This is a genomic window from Hymenobacter siberiensis, from assembly GCF_018967845.1.
In the GTDB taxonomy this organism is placed as follows: domain Bacteria; phylum Bacteroidota; class Bacteroidia; order Cytophagales; family Hymenobacteraceae; genus Hymenobacter; species Hymenobacter siberiensis.
Map to the genome: position 1 here is coordinate 57,113 of NZ_JAHLZZ010000002.1, position 15,258 is coordinate 72,370.

General features: G+C 62.2%; 10 protein-coding genes. 2 read left to right on the forward strand and 8 right to left on the reverse strand.

All coding sequences use genetic code 11. From position 1 onward, the window contains the following. Positions 1-162: 162 nt before the first annotated feature. Both KQ661_RS20990 and KQ661_RS20995 read right to left on the reverse strand, forming a co-directional pair. Positions 163-1,773 (reverse strand): FG-GAP-like repeat-containing protein, encoded by a 1,611-nt coding sequence (locus KQ661_RS20990; RefSeq protein WP_216728052.1) that lies wholly within the window; start codon positions 1,771-1,773, stop codon positions 163-165. A 375-nt stretch (positions 1,774-2,148) separates the two neighbouring features. Then, positions 2,149-2,928 carry an MBL fold metallo-hydrolase gene (locus tag KQ661_RS20995; protein ID WP_216690871.1) on the reverse strand — a complete coding sequence of 260 codons (780 nt, stop codon included), beginning with the start codon at positions 2,926-2,928 and terminating at the stop codon, positions 2,149-2,151. A gap of 511 nt (positions 2,929-3,439) precedes the next feature. On the opposite strand from KQ661_RS20995, the gene KQ661_RS21000 reads away from it, so the two are divergent. Further along, a complete protein-coding gene (locus KQ661_RS21000; RefSeq protein ID WP_216728053.1) occupies positions 3,440-4,618 on the forward strand; it encodes an MFS transporter in 1,179 nt (392 codons plus the stop codon). A 208-nt stretch (positions 4,619-4,826) separates the two neighbouring features. Here KQ661_RS21000 and KQ661_RS21005 read toward each other — a convergent pair whose 3' ends face one another. The 4 genes from KQ661_RS21005 to KQ661_RS21020 all read right to left on the reverse strand — a co-directional run bounded on the left by KQ661_RS21005 (position 4,827) and on the right by KQ661_RS21020 (position 9,294). Further along, positions 4,827-5,030 carry a hypothetical protein gene (locus KQ661_RS21005; protein WP_216690868.1) on the reverse strand — a complete coding sequence of 68 codons (204 nt, stop codon included), beginning with the start codon at positions 5,028-5,030 and terminating at the stop codon, positions 4,827-4,829. Positions 5,031-5,213: 183 nt separating this feature from the next. Then, positions 5,214-5,420: a hypothetical protein gene (locus tag KQ661_RS21010; protein ID WP_216726967.1), complete on the reverse strand. Its 207-nt coding sequence runs from the start codon at positions 5,418-5,420 to the stop codon at positions 5,214-5,216. A gap of 60 nt (positions 5,421-5,480) precedes the next feature. Beyond that, positions 5,481-6,140, reverse strand: coding sequence for a hypothetical protein (locus KQ661_RS21015; protein ID WP_216728054.1), 660 nt, complete (start codon positions 6,138-6,140; stop codon positions 5,481-5,483). Between the two features lie 643 nt (positions 6,141-6,783). Then, the gene (locus KQ661_RS21020) at positions 6,784-9,294 is read right to left on the reverse strand and encodes a zinc-dependent metalloprotease (RefSeq protein ID WP_216728055.1); all 2,511 of its coding nucleotides are present in this window, start codon (positions 9,292-9,294) and stop codon (positions 6,784-6,786) included. A 143-nt stretch (positions 9,295-9,437) separates the two neighbouring features. On the opposite strand from KQ661_RS21020, the gene KQ661_RS21025 reads away from it, so the two are divergent. Continuing rightward, positions 9,438-10,550, forward strand: a complete 1,113-nt coding sequence (locus KQ661_RS21025; RefSeq protein ID WP_216727498.1) for an IS4 family transposase — start codon at positions 9,438-9,440, stop codon at positions 10,548-10,550. A gap of 887 nt (positions 10,551-11,437) precedes the next feature. On the opposite strand, the gene KQ661_RS21030 is transcribed toward KQ661_RS21025, so the two are convergent. Both KQ661_RS21030 and KQ661_RS21035 read right to left on the reverse strand, forming a co-directional pair. Then, positions 11,438-13,915: a TonB-dependent receptor domain-containing protein gene (locus KQ661_RS21030; protein ID WP_216728056.1), complete on the reverse strand. Its 2,478-nt coding sequence runs from the start codon at positions 13,913-13,915 to the stop codon at positions 11,438-11,440. Continuing rightward, positions 13,896-15,248: an HTTM domain-containing protein gene (locus KQ661_RS21035; RefSeq protein WP_216690863.1), complete on the reverse strand. Its 1,353-nt coding sequence runs from the start codon at positions 15,246-15,248 to the stop codon at positions 13,896-13,898. Before KQ661_RS21035 ends, KQ661_RS21030 begins: the two co-directional genes overlap by 20 nt. Between the last annotated feature and the right edge of the window lie 10 nt (positions 15,249-15,258).

Sequence of the window (15,258 nt, forward strand, 5' to 3'; positions counted from 1 at the left end):
AGGCAGACCAAAGGGTCTGGCAGCCCTCCCATTCAATCCTAAGCCCCTACTCCACGCCGGGGTGAAGATGCCATCAGGCACATTAACTGCCTGTTGGGAAGCCAATTAAACCGATTCTGGCTCCATAAATGGAAGGGGTCCTCCTCACATCACTCAAACCCCTTAATCCACCAGCAGACGGCGCGTAACCGTTGTGGCCCCGGCCTGCACTTGCAGCACGTACAGGCCCGGAACGAGGTGCCGCAGGTCCAGTTCCTGGTGCAGGCCTGTAGCGGGCACCATCGCCTCCACGGTGAATACCAGTCGGCCCAAGGCGTCGCGCAGGCGCAGGCGCACGGTACCCATGCCCGGGCCGGGCGGTACCCGCACTGTGGCCCGCGCATGAGCTGGGCTCGGAAACACATCCACCTGTTCAGCCAGCAGCCCGGGCACCGTTGCCAGGGGCGCGCTGACCCCGAAACCGGTGGCCGGGCTGGTGCCATGCGGCGTCACGACTGCCAGTAGATAGGGGCCCACGACCAGGCCAGCCGGCACCACCAGCCCGATGGTGTTGGGCGTGGCCGTGTAATTGGTACTGGTGAAGCTGGTAGCGGGCACGGTGGTCACAACCTGGGTATTACTGCTGAACGTAACCGCCGTGGCACCAACCAGTCGGGTACCGGTGAGGGTAATGGGCGTGCCCGCGCCGCCGCTCGCGGGGCCGGTCAGGTTTAGCACGGGAGCCTGGCAGAGGAATACACCGGCGGTGCCAGCGTTGAAATTTGACGACACCAAATCGGGGGCACCATCACCGTTTATGTCGCCGATGGCTACGCTGATGGGGCTGCTACCGGGGCCGATGGCGTAGTTGGTGACCGGCCCAAACAAGCCCGCCCCAGTCCCCAGCAGCACCGACAGCTGGTCGCTGCCGAACCCGGCGGTCACCACGTCGGGAAGGCCGTCGTTGTTCACATCGCCCACGGCCATACCCACCGGCGCCGCACCGACGGGGTAAATCGTGACCGGCCCGAACTGCCCCCCGGAATTCAGGCGCACCCCCACGCTTCCGGCGTGGTTGGCCGTGAGCAGGTCGGGCTGGCCATCGCCATTCACGTCGGCCACGGCTATTCCCAGCGGCCCGGTCCCGACGCCCATACTATAGCTCGTGGCGCTCCCAAACAGGCCATTGCCCAGGTTCAGGAGTACCTGTACGGCATCGGTGCCAAGGCTGGCCACGGCCAGGTCGGGTCGGCCATCGCCGTTCACGTCGCCCAGCGCTACGGCTTCGGGCTGGCTGCCGGCGGCGAGAGAATAGGTGAGGGCAGGCGCAAACGAGCCGTTTACGCGGCCCAGCAGCACGGCGGCCTGCTCGTCGTGGCTGTTGCCCGTGCTGGCCCCTGCCACGGCCACCGCATCGGGCTGGCCGTCGCCGTTCACGTCGCCCAGTGCTAGCGCACCCGGGTTGCTGGTCATGCGCAGCGAAAACTGATACCCGGGCGGGATGAGTACCCCGGCAGCGGTACCAATCAGCACGCCGCCCGAGCCGGCACCGGCTACCACCACATCGGGGCGCCCGTCGCGGTTGAGGTCGCCCACTTTCAGGGCCACCGCACCGGCGCCGGCTGCTGGCAGCAGCTGAAGCTGGCCTAGGGTGCCATTGCTCTGCCCGTAGAGCAGGCTCAGCGATTGGCTGGGGTCGTTGGCCGTGAGGAGGTCGAGGCGGCCGTCGCCGTTGAAATCAGCCAGAGTCACCCCGAGAGGCGCGACGTTGCTGCCGACGCTATACGGAATCATGGCCCCAAAATTCTGTGCCCGCGCAGACAGTGCGGCCCCGAAAAGCCCAGCTGCTGCCACCAGCCGCGCGGCCGGCACCCAAAAATGTAGTGGTAGCTTCATCAGCAGCAAGATAAGCCGCTGCCTCGCCCCAACCCGCACAACGACTTCCGGGGACAAATCATCTGGCAGACTCGTTAGCTGCCTTTCAGCGCTGCGGGCTGAAGTACGCACCCTATCAAATCCAACTAAACAAACTCACTTCTACTAACTATTATTCAGTTAGTTATACTTTAATTCGGTTTGAGCGAGCAAAGCCGTATTGGGCGCTGAAACCACGAGGCACATCCTGCCAAGCCAGCGGCTCGACAGGACGTGCCTCGTGGTTTCGTTACTTTATTGGGCCGCCGGATACCAGTTGCGCAGCCGGACGTCAATCTTCTTATTGGACGTGTTCACGGTTTTCTTAAAGCTGGCCACATCGCTCAGGCCGCTTTGCCCCCGGTAGTGGTACGGGTAAACAATGCCCGGTTTAAAGGCCAATACCCCCTGCGCGGCCTGGTTCACGTCCATGGTATAGGGCAGGTTCATGCACACGAAGGCCACGTCGATGCCCTTGAGGGCGCGCATTTCGGCAATATCTTCGGTGTCGCCGGAGAGGTAGACGTTTTTGCCGCCCAGGGTCAGCACGTAGCCATTGCCCCGGCCTTTGGGGTGCATGGCGTCGGCCGCTTCGGGCAGGTTGTACATCGGAACGGCCGCAACCTTCAGGCCCAGCGTATCGAGTTGCTGACCGTTGCTCAGAATGCGTACCTGTGCCTTGTACTGCGCCGGCAGCATATCGGCCACCGCCTGGGGCACCACCATCAGGGCCTTGCCTATGGAGAGCCCCGCCAGGGTTTTCGGGTCCAAGTGGTCGCCGTGAATGTCGGTGATGAGGATAACATCGGGTGCGGCCAGGCCAGCATAGGCCGCGGCCCCGCCGTAGGGGTCTACGTAAATGGTCTTGCCGCCCCACGTAAACACCACGCTGCCGTGCGTGATGGGCTGCACCGTGAGGGGACCTTTTTTAGTGGCAATCTGGTCGGCGGCCACGCGCGGCGTGCTGACGGCTTGGGCCTGCGCCTGAACCGCAAATGAAGCCAGGGCAGCCGCAAGGATTAGGGTGGATTTCATTGTTTTGTTGTGTTTTGAGTGAGATGAATTGCCGTTTGTTTCCAGTAAACTGGCCCCGTGGGAGCTGGCGCTACCGAAAACCGGCAGCATAACCTAGTCACCCCGCACAAGTTCAGTACCTGCCAAAAATGCCTGCGCTTGCCCGCAGAAGCATATGCCAGCCCTATTTTTTGCTAACGCCGCTTGGTGCGGGCCGCTGCCAAAGCCATCCGTGATAACCTACTCATCAATAGTGGTGCAGATACCAATGCAAGCTTTATTCTTTGTCGCAGCTGATTCGCCCGCGAAAGCGCTTACCACCGTTGACTGCCCGTTGAGCATGACAAGGGCGTGAGCGAAGACAGGTGCCCCGCAAATCCATTAGCCCGCCGTCGGGTCAGCCTAGCTTCAGCGCTTCGTCGCCGAAGGCGCGTATTTCCTGCCCGGCAAGCGCAGAAACGCCGTAGAGGAAGTGTAGCTGGCTGCTTTGCTGCTGCTCAAGCATGAATCACGGATTCCTAACCGCTACCCTATGCCTCGTTTCGCTTACCTGACCCGCGCGGTATGGCTGCTGTCGCTCATTAGCCTGTTCACCGATTTGGCGAGCGAGATGCTTTACCCGGTGATGCCGCTGTACTTGCAAAGCATTGGGTTTTCGGTGCTATTCATTGGTCTGCTCGAAGGGCTGGCCGAAGCTACGGCCGGTCTGAGCAAAGGCTACTTTGGCCAGTGGTCTGACCGGATGGGCCGGCGGGTACCGTTTGTGCAGTGGGGCTACGGGCTCAGCGCGCTCACCAAGCCCATGCTGGCGGTGCTGGCCGCGCCGTGGTGGGTATTTCTGGCCCGCACCCTCGACCGCCTGGGCAAAGGCCTGCGCACCGGGCCCCGCGATGCGCTGCTCTCCAACGAAACCACGCCGGCCAACAAGGGCAAGGTGTTTGGCTTCCACCGGTCAATGGATACGCTCGGGGCCGTGTTGGGCCCCACGGCGGCCTTGCTCTGGCTGGCGGCCCGCCCCGGCCAGTTCCGGCTGCTGTTCCTACTGGCCTTTGTACCGGGGGTGGTGGCCACTGGCTTCACGTTTTTCCTGCGGGAGCGGCGCGCGGTGCCGTCTAGCCGCCCGGTGCAGCCGTTCTGGGCCGTGTTCAGTTACTGGCGGGTGGCCCCGCCAGCCTACCGACGGGTCGTAGGCGCATTGGTGGCCTTTGCCCTTTTCAACAGCTCCGACGCTTTCCTGCTGCTGCTGGCCCGCCAGCGGGGCCTATCCGAAGCGGGCGTTATTGGCCTGTATATCCTCTACAATGCCGTGTACGTAGCCGCGGCCTGGCCCCTGGGCTACCTGGCCGACCGCTTGGGCCCGCGCCGGCTGCTGGTAGCCGGCCTGGTGCTGTTTGCCGCCGTGTACAGCGGCGCGGCCCAGGCCCGCGAGTGGTGGACATTTGCCGCCATTTTTGGCCTCTACGGCGTGTATGCGGCCAGTACCGAAGGGGTGGCCAAAGCCTGGGTCAGCAACCTCTGCGAACCGGCCGATACCGGCGCGGCCCTGGGCACCTTCGGCGGCCTGGGCAGCCTGGCCGCGCTGGTGGCCAGCTTAGGAACCGGTGCGGTGTGGCAGTTGGCCGGGCCGGGCTGGGCCTTCGGGCTGGCGGCCGGTGTAGCATTAGTCGTAGCCTTTTACCTGAGCCGCCTGCCGGCCAAGCATGGCTCCTGATAGCCTGATATAAAGTTAGTTATATCTTTTACCAAGAATCTAATCTCGTTACTGACCCAAGAATATAGAGACGCGACATTTCGCGTCCAAATACCCCGTACTCACTAGATACCGTCTCACCAGCCTTCAGCCAGCAATAAAATCTCAGCTACAGCAGGCACAACGTAGCAACGGTAACAACTCCCCTGGCCGTCTAGCTTTCCTCGTTTTAAATTTTGAATTTTAGGCCTGACCCCATTTCACCAGACAAGCCATTGAACACGGCTAAACAAGCGGAACCCGCCACCGTTGGGGCTATTAGCCGCATCCAGCTGCCCCCCACCGCCGTTACCTTGCCCTGAACGGCGATGCTCGGTTTTTCGGTGCTACCGTTGATTTCGCCTTCGAAGCCGCAGCATTGGTGTTCCTGCATAATTGGGTCAATAAACCTTATAACAAGAGCTTGAATATCAACAAATTACTCAATGTTCCGGGGCCTTCACCTGCGGGGCACCCACTACGCCGTCGGGCCGCTGGTGGGTACGCCAGAACTCCTCGTGGAAGGGTTGGCCTTTGAGCAGCATGGTGGCAATGGGCGGCCGCTCCGGCAGCACTTCTACGCCACTGGGCGGATGTTGGCAAACTGCAGGCTCTGCACCGAGAGCTTTTCCATGCGCTGACCGGTAGCCAGGTCCCAGTGTTTTTCAATCCAGGTCTGCACGCTGCGGTCGAGAAAATACGGACCACCGGGCTGCTGCTGCTGGTACGTCACGGTTTGCCGGATGCGATAGTCGCTGTGCAGCTGGTGCCAGCCCCGGGCCACGGTGCCGCCACGGGCAAAGTACTTACGGGCAAAACTGTTCAGCAGCAGCGTGTCGCGTTGTCACTCCACGTCGCAGCGGGTCACGGCGTAGTCGGCGCGGTTGATGTACAGCTTGCCGGTGTAGCCCTGGTCAAAGTAGTCGCCCGTGGTGCGGTGGTTATTCTTTTTAGCCACAAAATCAATCACCAGCGTTTCGCGGCCCTGGTCCTGGATGACAGAAGCCAGCGAGTACGTATATTTTTTCAGGGTACGCGCCTGAAACATCGGGTTTTCATCCACCAAATCGAAGAAGTTGGTGAAGGAACCAGTGTATGCGAAGTGATAATCTCCCCAGAACTTACTCGGGCCCGTGGCCTTGTTCCATTTCACTTCCTCCAGCCGCGAGGCTCCGCCGCCTGCCGAGCGGTAGCCCTGGGCATCGTAAAACGTGCTAAAACACTCCACATCGTAGAGCAGCGAGTCGAAATTGGTGGACGAGCCGCAAGCGTACACGTCGGCATCGTAGTCCTGCTGCTTGTAGTTCCGGGGCAGCCGCTGGATGACGCGCGCCATGATTTTGCGCGGGTCCAGACTTTCGGCTTTTACCGTCACTTCGGCCAGCGCGTAAGCTTGCGGCGGCAGTAGCACCGTCAGGTAGGGCTGGGCACCCACGGCCAGGGCCTGCCGGCCAAACCCCAGGCAGGTAGCCACCAGCGGGCACGGCCGGGCGGGGCAGTGCAAACTCGCCCTTGATGTTGGTGGTAAGGCCCCACGCCTAGCTGCTTAAGGTACACGCTGGCGAAGGGCACCGCCGCCCGGGTTTTCTGGTCGAGCACTACGCCGCGCAGCTGGCCGGCGGCCGGGCTGGTTCCGGCGGTGCGTATCGTTACCCGACTACGCTCATCGGCCGCCAGGGTGCCGCGGCTGGTCAATAAACACGGGAGGGTGCACGGTTTTTAGGAACAGCACGCCGTCGAGCACCTGGGTCCAGTTGCCGGTATTTGGCTCGTAGCCGAGCAGGCAGGAGGTGGCTTTCTCCAGGGCCGGTCCAGAAACACCACCCGCGCCGGGCCAATCGCCTGTTTCAAAAATGCTAAATCGGCCAGGTCCGGGTCGGCCGGGTTAATGGTCCTGATGGGGTGATAGGTGAGACCACTGGCCGTTTGCAGCGGTTATGCGGTAGCAACCACAAGGCGCAGCAGGAGAAAAAAAGAGGAGTAACAGACGATGGTAGGGCAGAAAGGACATCTATGGAAAGGGAGAAAGGCTTGCTGCCTAACATCAGAGGGTAACAGAACCACACAAATCTATAAGCAGCTCCCCCCCTCCTGAACGAGAGGCGCAGCGAGCAGAATCAACTGCAAGAAAATCGACCACCCCGGGCTTAGTCCAGGAAATTGAGCCCGGGCATGCCGATGGGGGCGCCGGGCGGCATGGTGGCCGTGGGCGGGGCGATGAACTTGCCCGGCTCGGACCAGAACTGGTCAATCTGGGCGAGGCCGAACAGCAGGTTGGCTTTTTGTGTGGGGGAGGCGTTTTTGGTCTGGCTGCGCATCCAGCGCTGCAGGTCGTCGATTTGCAGCAGGGCTTCGCCGCGTACGCTGGCGGCGGCGCGGGGGCTGGCGGCCAGCTGCAGCAGGTATTTCAGCGTCAGGTTGTTCACCACGGTTTGCAGGGCGCCGGCGTAGCCGGGGGCCGGGGCGGCCTGCCAGGTTCGGGCCAGCAGCTGCTTCACCACCGGTCCGAAGCCGGGCTGCCGGCCATCGCGGGCCCGGTACTCCATCAGCCGGGCGGCGCGCTCGGCGTTCAGCAGCGCGGCAATGGGCGGGCCGGCGGCAGCTTCGGCGGCGGCCAGTGGGTCGAACGTGGGGCCGGTATAGCCCGCAAAGGTTTCAACGGAGCCGGGGTAGCCCGTGGGCCGGGGCGGAATCATAGCAATCAGCGCCTCGGGCAACTGCAGTGCAGCCGGGCTGATGGTGGCCAGCAGGGCGTCCAGCGCCCGCTGCTGCACGGCCGGGTCCACGAGCCGGGTAGGCACCTGGCCGTCGCCTTTCAGGGCGGGGGTGAAATACATGCCGCCCAGCGATTTGGCCACGGCTTCTACCTGGTAGCGGTGCAGCAGGTACACGGGTACCAGCACCTCCTCAAGCGTGGCCAGCGGTGCACCGGCCCGAATGGCCTTCTCCGAAAAACCATCCAGCACGTGCCGCCGCAGGGCCATCAGGTTGGTTAACTGGGCGATGGGGTCGGGGCCGTCGTCCCACTGGTTGGCGTTGGGGTGGGCGTAGCCGCCAATGTCGGGAATGAAGCGGTGGCCCTGGCGCAAGGTTTCCTGCATAATGGCACTCAGCGCCGAGGTTTCGTCGGTGCCGGGGGCAAAATCGGAGTAGCCCCACATGATGGCGCGCTTGTCCCAGGCCCCAATACCGGTGGCGTAGGCATCGGCCACGTCCATGCGGCCATCGGGCAGCAGGCGAAAACGCGGAAACGGGTAATCCATCACCGAGGCCCGCTCCATGATGCTGGCCGTGAAGTTGTGCTCGAGGCCCAGCGTATGGCCAATTTCGTGCGCCGACAGCTGGCGGATGCGCGCCAGCGCCAGCTGCTGCATCTGCTCGGGCACGGGTTGGCCGTCGGTGTAGGGCTGCAGCATGCCTTCGGCGATGAGGTAGTCCTGCCGGTGCCGGTCGGCTCCGAGCGACACCACGCCCTTGATGATTTCACCCGTACGCGGGTCGGTGTACGCGATGCCGTATGAAAACGCGCGTGGGGAGCCCGAGCGGTTTATCCAGTTCACCACGTTGTAGCGAATATCCATTGGGTCGGCGCCCTCGGGCAGCTCCCGCACCTGGAAGGCATTGGTGTAGCCAGCGGCCTCAAACGCCTGGTTCCACCAAGAGCCGCCTTCAATGAGGGCTTTTTTGATGTCGGCCGGCGCGCCGCGGTCCACATAATACACAATGGGTTTCACCGGCTCGCTCAGGGCGGCGGTAGGGTCCTTTTTTTGCAGTCGGTGGCGTTTAATGAAACGTTGGGCCAGCGGCTGGCTCATGGGCACCGAAAAATCGAGGTAGCTGAATGGATTGAAGCCGGAGCGCGGGTCAAACTGCCGCCGCCGGAACCCGTTGTCGGGCAGCTCCACGAACGCCTGATGAAAATGCACTGTCACCGCGCCCGGGTCGGGGGCCAGGTTTGCGCCGCCATCCTCGCCCCCTCCGGTGCTGCCTGTTGTGGTGAAGGTCGCCATCGCCTCAAATTCGGTGTTTTTGGGAAAGTTGCGCGTATTTTCCAGGTATACCGCTGAGCGCGACTCATCGAGCTTGTAGGTAGCCGGCGGGCGCGCCCCGGCTCCGGGAGTCAGCAGGCTAGCGCCGGGCCCCGAGAACCCGCCGCTGCTTAGCTTCTCGCCAATTTTCTGGCTGTCGCGCACCAGAAACGGCGTCAGGTCAATGAGGACCTTGTTGCCCTCGCTGGCCAGCGGCACGAATCCCCAGATAACCGACTTCGCAAAGGCATTGTCGACGGCGCGCCGCTCGTCGGCACTGCCAGTGGTGGCGCGGTAGTCGTAGTTGGGTTCCAGCAGCAGCACCTTACCTCCCACCCGCACAAACTTGGCGATGGCCGAGGTGCTTTGGCCGCGCTCGATGCCATTGCCCACACCATTGGCCAGCGAGCCGAAATAAAGAAACTCTTCCTCCAGCCGGCCAATTTCCAGCAGGATTTTGCCGGTTTTCGCGTCGTAATAAAAGGGGAAGTAACCGTCAAATTTTTGCAGGCCTTTGGTGATGGCAGCCATCGAAGTGGACGGGGCTGCCGCGGGCTGTTTACCGGCCTGGGCTTGGCTTAGCGCCGGAGCCGCCAGCAGGGCCGCCAGCAACAGGTGTGAAATCTTCATGGTTGCGGGGTTAAGCTGTAAAATTTAATCCCGTAATGTTACAATTAATTTAACCAATTAACTCTACCCTACTAAATTTTAGGGCATAAAAACGGGGCAGCCCGACCTTTGGGGTTCCAACCACCAAAAACCCGTTCTGCCCCGTGAAGCAACACTTCGCTGCCAAAATTACGACGCTTTTGCAACAGGCCCCGTTTGTGGGCCACTTGTCCCGCCAAAAGTTTGTGGGCCAGTTTATTCTTGGCCTGATAAAGAGCCGCAACGTGCAATTCGGCGAGGTGGCCCAGCACCTCAATGACGCGGCCAAGCCCGCCTCGAACGAAACGCGCATTCAGGACTTTTTCCGCGAAGTAGACCTCAATTACGTACTGTTGGCCAGACTTTTACTGAGTTTGTTGCCTGCGCAGGGCAAGCTGCGCTTATGCCTCGACCGCACGGAGTGGGACTTCGGCCAGTGCCAGGTGAACATCCTGCTCGTCACCGTCGGCACGGGCGAGGTCCACGTGCCCCTTTATTGGCACCTACTCGACAACCGCAGCGGCAACTCCAACGCCGCCGACCGCATCGCCGTGCTCGAAAAATGCGTGGCCTTGCTGGGCAAAGACCGCATCGGCCTGGTCGTGGGCGACCGGGAATTTGTCGGCCATGCGTGGTTCAAGTGGCTCAAAGACAACGGGCTTAATTTTGTCATGCGCCTGCCCAAGCACCACTGCCTGACCCACGCCGACGGCCGGCGGCAGGCCGTGGCCGACCTGGGCCTGGTGCCGGGGCAGGTGCGCCGCTTCGCTCACGTGCAGGTCGACGGGGTTTGGGGGCAGGTCTGGGTCAAGGCCGTGGCGGCGGACGCGTTTGTCTTCCTGTTTGCCACGGCCGGCCTGAACCACCTCGAGCAACTCTATGCCAAGCGCTGGACGATTGAGCAATGCTTTCAAAATCTGAAAGGGCGGGGCTTTAACCTGGAAGCCACCCACTTGCGCTGTTTCCAAAAGCTGCGCAAGCTCGTGGCCCTGGTCAGCCTGGCCTACGCGTTTTGTCTGGGCGTGGGCGCGGCCGCCCACGGCGGCCGCCAGCCCATTGCCCGCAAAAACCACGGCTACCGGGCCGCCAGCCTGAGCCGCCACGGCCTCAATCTGCTCCGCCAACTCGCCCGCCCGCTGACCCTGCCCGAGGACCCATTGGCCTGCTTGGTTGAAACGCTACTGAACTGGATTACGAGGCAACTTGCTAAAAATCAATTACTAAAAATAGTAGGGTAGAGTACAACCAATTAACTGCGCGTTACACAGCCCGCCTCCACCGGCTGGGTAATATCGGTTACTGTATCGGGCCTTACCGGGATAAGATATGGAAACGGGCCGGCACTTTGCGGTGGTGCGTGGCCCACTCGCAGGCGTAGCGATATTTTATGAGCGTGTACTCACCAAACGAATGGCCCAGCAGCTGTAGCGCGGGGGGGCAGCAGGTCGGCCCACAGCATGCCGGTTCGCACGAGCCGGGACAGCGGTGGGAAACTGTCGGCCCAGCTCGCGAAGCGTGTTTAAATACTAGTGCACAAGGAAGCGTATGCTTCGGTCCGACCGCCTAAGGTTAGGCCGCTACTCAATTCTTGAATCAATGTCCTCGTGAGCCAATACGTACCTGAGAGCGGAATCGTGGAAGCACTTTGTTTAGCAGCTGCTTGAGTTGGCAAGATTTGAGAATCCGTTTCATATTGACCAAATGCACCAGGAAATCGGCTTTCCCATTGCAGAAGTGCCGCTTCAGCGTGGCTCTGTCAGACGGCAGGTTGGCCACCACGCTAACTGCCGTGGTTTCGGCCAATGGGGGCGTTGTGGCACCCACGGGTTGAGAACCGTGCAGGCGTTGCGGCGGGCCGCTACATCGCACCACAATACGCTAGACAAAGCCTTACTCTGGATTCGTATTCAGGTGCAGCAACGCGGCCCAGCCGGACTGCCGGCCAGGAGGCGGCCGTTACTTCGGGTACTACCGCCTGGACAAAGGCGAGTAGCTCCGCTTCCGGAAACTGGGGCCGGCTGCGGAAGTAGCCACGCAGCTGGGACCATGCCCGCAGCATCCGGTCCATCGACATAGTTGCTGGTATCATGGGCGTTAGGGCTGATTGCCCCCGCGAAGACACCGGTTACCACTTCACGGCGGCCGTCAGAAAGAAGCTGCGGCCGTCCGAGGGCAGGATGCCCGGGCCGGGGTAGCCGGTGGCGCGGCGGGTGAAGTAGATGGCGTTGGCCAGGTTGTTGACGCTGCCTTCGAGCTTGAGCCAGCGCCGCTCCCAGGATACAGAAGTATCCAGAATATGGTAGGCCGGAATCACGCCCACCACGGCCGAGTTGCGCTCCGGATTGGCCACGTACGGGCTATTGGGGGAGTTGGTGGCTTCGGAAAACTGGTTGGCTAAATATGTGAATTGCACCGATGCCTTGAAGGGACCGTAGCCCGCCTGCATGCCGGTTTTCAGGTTCACTACGGGCACAAATTCCACCTGGTTGCCAACGATGGCCTGGTCGTCGCTGGCAGTGTAGCGGCTACGAATCAGGGCCAGGTTGCCAAAGGTGGACCAGCGCCAGCGGCCGGGCCCGGCTTCGGGGGCCAGCAGGCGCAGCATATCTACTTCAGCGTACGACTCAAGGCCCAGAATCAGGGCCCGGCCAATGTTGCTGCGGTAGCGGAAGGGTACATTGTTGGCATCGTAGGTCTGCACCTCGCCAATGCGGTTGTTGTAGAGCAGGGCAAACAAGCTCACATCGTAGGTCAGCCACTGCCCCTGCTCGCCGCGCAGGCCCAGGTCGGCCGAATAGCCGCGCTCGTCCTGCAGGTTGGGGTCGATGACCAGCGAGTTGTTGACAATCTGCATGTCGGAGAACGTGATGGAGCGGTAGTTCTGCGACACGTTGGCGTACAGCTCCCGCTGCTCCGTCGGCTTGTAGCTCACGCCGAGGCCCCCAATCACAAAGCCGCGCGGGCTAGTGCGCACCTGGCTGTACTGCCGGATGGTGTCAATGTTGTTGGCCAAATCCCGGTCGATGACTTTATAAGAGCCTTCGGCGCGGGTGCGGATGTACTCCACGCGCAGGCCCGGCGTGACCGAGAACTTCTCACCGAAGTAGAAGATATTTTCGAGAAAAGCGGCCGCGTTGTAGTTGGGAAACCGGTAATCAGAAGATGAATTTTGAGTACTCAGGGCGGCCACGGGCTCCACGAAGCGAAAGTCGGCCCTGCGGCCCGCGGGGCCGAAGCCCTGCAGGCTGTGGTTGTAGCCCCGGTAGAGGCGCGTGCCCACCAGCAGCACCCCACTTTTCGAGGGACCCAGCTCGTAGCGGGTCAGGTAGCGGGCTTCGGCCCCAAGGTTGCGGAAGTCCCCGCTGATGAGCTCACGCTGCTGCGCGTCGTTGTCGGTGCGCTCCACGAAGTTGGGCCGGTAGCCCAGGGACTTGCGCGAGGCCACCAGCCCGAAGGTGGTCAGGTTGAGGTTGGAGCGGGGCGTGAGCTTCCAGTCGGCCGAGGCATTGAACAGGTTCCAGTCCACGGCAAACCAGTTGCGCTCCCGGTTCGACTGCCGGGCATTGCGGGCAAACTGCGCATCGGAGAGGCCGCCCGGCTGCTGGGCCAGGTAGTCCATGTGCGTCACCTGCAGGCCCACTTTCACGTTTTCCGTGAGCTGGTAGCGCAGGTCGGCATAAGCGGTTTTCGAGTCGAAGTGGGCGTTGGGGCGCCAGCCATCGCCGCGCTTGTACTGCACGAAGGTGTAGTAGCTGAGCTTCTTCACCGTGCCGCTCACGCTATTGAAGGAATTGAAAAAGCCGTAGGAGCCCACCGTCTGGCGCGACACCACCGCCACGGTTTTGTCCGGTTCCGGGGCACGCAGCTCAAAGTTGAGCAGGCCCCCGAACTGGGTGCCGTACTGCAGCGAAGCCGCCCCGCGCACCAACTGAATGCGCTTGATGGCCTCCACCGGCGGCGTGTAGTAGCTTTCGGGGTAGCCCAGGGCATCAGCCGAGATGTCGTAGTTGTTCTGACGCACGTTGAAGTTGCTGGTCCGGTTGGGGTCCAGCCCCCGGCCGCCGATGCTGAGCTGCAGGCCACCCTGGTCGCTCTCCCAGATGTTGAGGCCAGCCACGCGGGCATACACCTGCCGGGCGTTATTGGTGGCCAGGTTAGCCACCAGGTTGTCGGGCACGATGACGTCGGACTTTTTGGCCGCGAAGATGGCCGTGCCCTCTACCTCCCGCAGGCGCTGCGGTCCGAAGCGGCCCTGCGGCACCCGCACCGTCACTTCCTGCAGCTGCTGGTCGCGCCGCGTCAGCGTAAAATCCAGCACGCTGCCGACGGCGGGCAGCGCTACTTCAGTTTTCAGCGGCTCGTGGCCGATGGAGGAAAACTGCAATTGCTGGCGACCGGGCGCGAGGCGGGCCAGCGTAAACAGGCCCGCCGAGTCGGTGCGGGCAATCTGCCGGGAGCCGCGCACGTACACCTCGCAGCCCACCACGGGCTGGCCGGTAGTGGCTTCGCGTACCCGGCCCTGCAGGCTGGCCTGCTGGGCCACGGCCGCAAATGAAGACAGCACACTCGCCACCAGAGCGACGCTATAAACCGGAAATCTCATCGTCAAAGGGTAAAATCCAGGCCTTGGGCCGCAGGTCGTCAGCCGCCTGCGCCAGGTCCACGGTGGGGTCAATGAAGCTTTTGCCCAGGCGGCCGTTCAGGCTCACGTAGGCATCGGCGTATACTTTGGGGTTGGTCATGCCGCGCCGGGCGTAGTAGGCGCGCAGGTAGTGGGCAAACTGCACCAGCATGTCGGGCTGGGTGCTCATCATCTTTTCCTGCAGCACGCTCAGGTGCTCGTCGTTATTCACCAGCCGGGTCTGGCCGGTCTGACCATCCACTACCTTGAACTGCACCTGGCCCATCTTCTCCATGAGCATCACCCGCCACGAAAAGCGGTAGCCTTCCTCCGTCCAGAACAGCTCGTGCGGGTAAAGCAGGTAGCGAAACGGCAGGAGCAGCTGCACCGCAAAAAACACGCCCAGCACCAGCAGCAACCCCTGCCGGGTGCGCGGGGCATACACCAGCGGCCGCTCGGCAGGGGCTGCCACGGGGCTCTGGCCCCACCAGCTGCGCAGCCGGGCCAGCACCTGCTCGTGGGCGCTGGCCGGGAAATACACCAGGGCGGCCACTATCATCACGTAGGGAAACATGCCGATGGGAAACAGCACAGCCGTGAGCCCGTGGAACACTACCACCGTGGCGTAAGCCCATGGCCGGGTGGGGCGGTAGAGCAGGAAAAACACCACCGTCAAATCGTAAAACGCCCCAAACCAGCTGAACACGTAGGCCACCCAGGGGTAATTGAACAGGGGGCCGATGAGCCACAAGTCGTTTTTGGCCGGCAGCCAGATGCGCAGCGGCATGGCCTGCAGCAGCCAATCGGAGTTGAGCTTGGCCAGGCCGGCGTAGCAGTACACAATGCCCACGAGCAGACGCAGGGCATCCACCGTCCAGCGGGGCACCTGGTGGCGGTGGCGGGCCGGGTCGCGGTACGCATCCACCGAAAAATATCGGCCGGCCGGCAGCAGCATGAGCAGAAAAGCCGCCAGACTAACGAAGTAGTAGTGGTTGAGGTAGGTGCTCTTGTCCATGAGCTCGATGTAGGTGAAGCTCAGAAACAAGCCCACGGCCGCCGTGCGGTACCACCAGCCCAGCGCCACCAGCAGCGCGCACAGCGCACACAGTCCAAACAGGCCGTAAGTAGCCGGCCCCAAGGGCTTTATCCACTCAAACCCGTAGTAGGAAAAGAAAAGCCGGGGCTTTAGGTAAAGCTCCGCAATCCAGCCCCTGGCCCAGAAGCGCCCCACACTGGCCAGCACCAAAAGGCCAAAGGCCACGCGGAACGTAGCCAGTGGAGCAGCAGAGGTGTAGCCCTGAAAGTAGTGCCGCATCCCCGCCCGC

What these genes read in the sequence shown, in the direction of transcription:
- KQ661_RS21000 (WP_216728053.1), top strand. Translation starts at nt 3,440, where the DNA reads ATGCCTCGTTTCGCTTACCTGACCCGCGCGGTATGGCTGCTGTCGCTC.
- KQ661_RS20995 (WP_216690871.1), bottom strand. Translation starts at nt 2,928, where the DNA reads ATGAAATCCACCCTAATCCTTGCGGCTGCCCTGGCTTCATTTGCGGTT.
- KQ661_RS21030 (WP_216728056.1), bottom strand. Translation starts at nt 13,915, where the DNA reads ATGAGATTTCCGGTTTATAGCGTCGCTCTGGTGGCGAGTGTGCTGTCT.
- KQ661_RS21035 (WP_216690863.1), bottom strand. Translation starts at nt 15,248, where the DNA reads ATGCGGCACTACTTTCAGGGCTACACCTCTGCTGCTCCACTGGCTACG.
- KQ661_RS21020 (WP_216728055.1), bottom strand. Translation starts at nt 9,294, where the DNA reads ATGAAGATTTCACACCTGTTGCTGGCGGCCCTGCTGGCGGCTCCGGCG.
- KQ661_RS20990 (WP_216728052.1), bottom strand. Translation starts at nt 1,773, where the DNA reads ATGATTCCGTATAGCGTCGGCAGCAACGTCGCGCCTCTCGGGGTGACT.
- KQ661_RS21005 (WP_216690868.1), bottom strand. Translation starts at nt 5,030, where the DNA reads ATGCAGGAACACCAATGCTGCGGCTTCGAAGGCGAAATCAACGGTAGC.